Below are 4,261 nucleotides of genomic sequence, written 5' to 3'. Positions count from 1 at the left end.
ACCGGTTCCGGTCCGCCGGGATTCCCGGCCTGCTCTCCCATGCCGCCACACCTTACGCGACGGCGGCCTCGCCGAGCGCCTGGGCGGCCCGCATCCGGGACGGCCGGCGGGCGGCCAGGAAGCCGGCGGTCAGCGCGGCGAGGGTGCAGGCGAGGACGGCGACGAGCATCGGCAGCGGGCCGACGTCCAGCCGGACGTCCGCGGGGACGGCGCCGCGCTCGACCAGCTGGCCGAACCACCAGCGGGCCAGGGCGAGTCCGGGCAGGACGCCGAGCGCGGCGGCGAGCGGCGCGACCAGCACCGCCTCGGCGGCGATGGTGCGGCGGATCTGGCGCGGGGTGGCGCCGATGGCGCGCAGCAGGGCGAACTCGCGGGCGCGCTGGCCGGTGGCGAGGGCGACGGTGCTCATCACCACGAAGATCGCGGTCATGGTGGCGTAGCCGCCGAAGGTGCCGCCGACGGCCATCAGGGTGCTGCGGGCCTCGCCGAGGGCGGGGTGCTCGACGGCGCCCCGGTCGTCCCCGGTGTAGGTCCTGGCGTCGCCGCCGACGGCCTGGCGGACCTGCGCGGCGAGCGCGGCGGGGGTCACGCCCGGGCGGGGCTGCACGGCGACGGCGTCGATCCGGCCGGGGTGGCCGGAGAGGCGGTCGGCGGTGGCGTCGGCGAACCAGGCGGTGGGCCCGGCCTGCTGGGCGGCGGCCAGGCCGGAGACCCGGTAGTCCGCGGTGCCGCCGGGCGCGGTGAGCGTGATGCTCGCGCCGGGCGCGAGGTGGGCGGCGTGCGCCGTGTCGGCGTCCAGCACCACCTCGTTCGCGCCGGGCGCGCGGCCCTCGACCAGCCGGTCGCCCGGCCCGGCGATGCCGAGCGCGGCGAAGCCCCGGCCGGTCAGGGCCGGCGCCCGGTCGCCGGCGGGCAGCGGGAAGGCGGTGTCCGGGCGGGCGGCCGCGACCCCGGGCAGCGCGGTCAGCCGGCCGACCAGGGCGGCGTCCGTCCGGGCCCGTTCCGGGGTGGCCTGCTCCTGGGTCTCGGTGTCGTCGGCGACCTTCCGCTGGATCTTCACCGCCTGCTCGGCGGCGACCACCACCGGGGCGTCCGCGTACCGGGTGGGTTCGAGGCGCGCGGTCAGGCCGGTCTGCAGCAGCACGCCGCAGGCCACCACCACGGCGGCGCCCAGCAGCAGGGCGACCAGGGTGCCGACGAAGGACGCGGGCCGGAAGCGCACCGAGGAGCGCGCGAGTCCGTTCGTCATGCCGCCACTCCCACCGGGCGGGCGGTCAGCGCGACCATCCGGTCCGCGACGGCCTGCGGGCTCGGGTGCGGCAGGTCGTCCACGAGCGCGCCGCCGGCCAGGAACAGCACCCGGTCGGCGAAGGAGGCCGCCACCGGGTCGTGGGTCACCATCACCACGGTCGCGCCGAGCGCGTCCACGGCCTGGCGCAGCAGGGCGAGCACCTCGTGCGCGGTCCGGGTGTCCAGCGCGCCGGTCGGCTCGTCGGCGAAGACCACGTCCGGGCGGGTGATCAGCGCGCGGGCGATCGCCACCCGCTGCTGCTGGCCGCCGGAGAGCTGGCCGGGCCGCCGCCGGGCGTGCTCGCCCAGGCCCACCCGTTCCAGCAACTCCCGTGCCCGGGCGCGGTCCTGGCGCTCCCCGGCGAGGCGCTGCGGGAGCAGCACGTTCTGCTCGACGGTCAGCGAGGGCAGCAGGTTGAAGGACTGGAAGACGAAGCCGATCCGGCTGCGGCGCAGCTTGGTCAGCCGGTTCTCGCTCAGCTCGGTGATGTCCTCGCCGCCGAGCAGGACCCGCCCGGAGTCCGGGCGGTCCAGGCCCGCCGCGCACTGGAGGAAGGTGGACTTGCCGGAGCCGGACGGGCCCATCACCGCGGTGAAGCTGCCGTGGGCGAGCGCCAGGTCGATCCCGCGCAGCGCCTGCACCGCCGCCTCGCCGCGCCCGTAGGTGCGGCGCACGCCCTGCAGCTCGACGGCGGGCGCCGCCTGCGCTGCGGAGGCCTGCCCGGCCCGGCCGTACGGGGCGGCGGTAGCCGGCTCCGTCCCGAACTCGTCGTTCCTGCGGCGGTCTTGGCGGCGTGCCATGGATGGGCCTTCCTTCGGTCGAGCGTCGCTCGTCGTCAACACGCTCCAACCTAGGAAGGACGGGCTCCGCGAACCATCCGGGCCGCTGGCCGATCCGGGGTGGGGTTAACCCCCCACCGTTTCGGCGGGAACCCCCAGGTAGGCGGCGCGCAGCTCGGCGAGCGCCGGGTGCCCGGGGTCGAAGGCGGTGCCGTCCACGGCCGCCAGCGGGCGCACCCCGACGCCCGCGTTCACCGCGAAGGCGGCGGTGAAGCGGCCCAGCCCGTCGACGGGCAGCGGCTCCCGGGACTGCGGGCCCCGGTACGCGCCGGACAGCAGCGCCTCGGTGACGCCGAGCAGGCTCGGGCCCTGCGGCCAGACCAGCGCGCGGCCGGCCAGGAAGCCGACGTTCCAGGTCGCGCCCTCGACCACCGCACCGCTCTCGTCGACCAGCAACACGTCGTCGTAGCCCGCCAGTTGGGCCTGACGGCGATGGTGCACCAGACCGAACAGGCCGACGTGCTTCACCTCCGGCAGCTCCCGCCGGTACACCGTGCTGCGGACCCGCAGCGGGGCGGGCTCGGCCGCCGCGGCCGGGCGGGTGGTCACCAGCAGGGCGGGAGCGGCGGGGGCCGAGGGACGCTCCAGGCCGAGCGCCGGGTCGTACACGGTGACCCGGACGGTCACCGGCGCGCCGTCGGCGGGCAGCACCGCGCCGATCCGCTCCCGCACCGCCGCGCGGTCCAGCTCGGCGCCGAACAGCACCCGGCAGTCCCGGACCAGCCGGTCCAGGTGCAGGGACAGGCCGCGCACCCGGCCCGCCTCGGCGCGCAGGGTGGTGAAGTGCCCGTAGTTGAGCAGCCCGAGCGCGGCCAGCCGCGTCGGGTCGGCGGGGGCGCCGTCGATCTCGATCTCAGCCATCCCCCGAGTCTGCCAGCTGCGGGGACGCCGGCGGCGCGGGCTCCGGCGGCGGGGACCCGGGCGGCGGGCACCCCGCCGACGCGGGCTCCGGCGGCGCGGACGGCCCCGGCAGCGCGGGCGGCTCCGGCAGGGCTGACGGCCCTTGCAGCGCGACCGGGCGGTACGGGCTCACCACCGGCCGGCCCGCCGCCCGCACCGTCCGCTCGAACTCCTCGATCCGGTACGCCAACCCCTCCGGCTCCCCGGCCTCCGCCCAGCGCCACGCCTCCGCCCACCACTGCGGCCCGCGCACCAGCGGCCGGCCGGCCAGCGCCAGGCACAGGGCCAGCGTGGAGCGGGCGTACTCGTGCACCCAGCCGTCGCAGCCCCGGTAGTCCGCCGTCTCGTCCAGCCGCAGCCAGCGGCCCTCCTGCCCGGCGGCCAGTATCGGCACCCAGCCGCGCAGCCGGTCGGCGACCAGCAGGAGCAGCCGGCCGTCCTCCTCCCGCACCCGGTGCAGGGGGAGTTGGGGCATCCGGGCGAAGGACAGCGACCGCTTCCAGCCCACCACCCACAGGCCCCGGCGCAGGTAGTAGCGGACGGCCGGCTGCCAGCTCCAGTGCGCCTCCAGCCGGAACCCGGGCAGGCCCTCGGCGGTGGCCGCCGCGTACACCTCGTCCAGCGCGGCGGCGGCCAGGCCCCGCCCGCGCGCGGCCGGGGTCACGTAGAGGGAGGAGACGGCGAGCTGGCTCGGGCCCTTGGTCCAGTTGTCCACGGCGACGGTGCCCGCCACGGCGCCGGCCTCGTCCTGGATCCAGTAGCGCCGCCGGTACAGCTCCCCGCCCGGCCACTCCCGCCCGCTCTCCCCCAGCCGCTCCCGCCACCCGCGCTCCGCCGCCGGCGCCAGCCCGTCCGGGTCCACCCGCGCGCCCAGCTCGCCCTCCACCAGGGACGCCAAGTCCCAGAGCGCGAACCGCCGTTCCTCTCCGGGTCCGACCGCCCGCAACCGCGGCCCCGCCGCCAGCCGGTCCTGCGCCCGCTCCACCGCCGCACCCCACGACCTCCGCACACGGCGAGGATAGCGGGGAGCCCGGGACGATCAGTAATCCGCCGGCCACCGAACGTCAGCGGGGCGGACGGGGGCGGCGCGCCCGGCGACGGCCGGCCCGGGGCGGAGGGAGCGGCGCTCCGGGGCCGCCGTCCCCGGCGAGCAGCACCAGCGGCTCCGGGTCCAGCGCGGACAGCTCCCGGGTGGCGTCCAGCAGCAGCCCGAAGGCCTTCTGCGGGACGA

General features: G+C 78.1%; 4 protein-coding genes. All 4 read right to left on the bottom strand.

Annotation, left to right across the window (positions count from 1 at the left end):
* Window positions 1–52 precede the first annotated feature (52 nt).
* The 4 genes from ABZW03_RS37925 to ABZW03_RS37910 all read right to left on the bottom strand — a co-directional run bounded on the left by ABZW03_RS37925 (window position 53) and on the right by ABZW03_RS37910 (window position 4,039).
* On the bottom strand, window positions 53–1,249 hold the full coding sequence (locus ABZW03_RS37925) for an ABC transporter permease (protein WP_355268995.1): 1,197 nt from the start codon (window positions 1,247–1,249) through the stop codon (window positions 53–55).
* The gene (locus tag ABZW03_RS37920) at window positions 1,246–2,091 is read right to left on the bottom strand and encodes an ABC transporter ATP-binding protein (RefSeq protein ID WP_355268993.1); all 846 of its coding nucleotides are present in this window, start codon (window positions 2,089–2,091) and stop codon (window positions 1,246–1,248) included. Before ABZW03_RS37920 ends, ABZW03_RS37925 begins: the two co-directional genes overlap by 4 nt.
* A gap of 105 nt (window positions 2,092–2,196) precedes the next feature.
* Window positions 2,197–2,991, bottom strand: a complete 795-nt coding sequence (locus ABZW03_RS37915) for an aminotransferase class IV (RefSeq protein ID WP_355268991.1) — start codon at window positions 2,989–2,991, stop codon at window positions 2,197–2,199.
* Window positions 2,984–4,039 (bottom strand): GNAT family N-acetyltransferase, encoded by a 1,056-nt coding sequence (locus tag ABZW03_RS37910; RefSeq protein ID WP_355268989.1) that lies wholly within the window; start codon window positions 4,037–4,039, stop codon window positions 2,984–2,986. Before ABZW03_RS37910 ends, ABZW03_RS37915 begins: the two co-directional genes overlap by 8 nt.
* Between the last annotated feature and the right edge of the window lie 222 nt (window positions 4,040–4,261).

The sequence above is a fragment of the Kitasatospora sp. NPDC004799 genome, from assembly GCF_040609095.1.
GTDB lineage: Bacteria > Actinomycetota > Actinomycetes > Streptomycetales > Streptomycetaceae > Kitasatospora.
The sequence above is the reverse complement of the archived record's forward strand: the minus strand, read 5'-3'. Positions and strand labels throughout refer to the sequence as shown.

What these genes read in the sequence shown, in the direction of transcription:
- ABZW03_RS37925 (WP_355268995.1), bottom strand. Translation starts at nt 1,249, where the DNA reads ATGACGAACGGACTCGCGCGCTCCTCGGTGCGCTTCCGGCCCGCGTCC.
- ABZW03_RS37920 (WP_355268993.1), bottom strand. Translation starts at nt 2,091, where the DNA reads ATGGCACGCCGCCAAGACCGCCGCAGGAACGACGAGTTCGGGACGGAG.
- ABZW03_RS37915 (WP_355268991.1), bottom strand. Translation starts at nt 2,991, where the DNA reads ATGGCTGAGATCGAGATCGACGGCGCCCCCGCCGACCCGACGCGGCTG.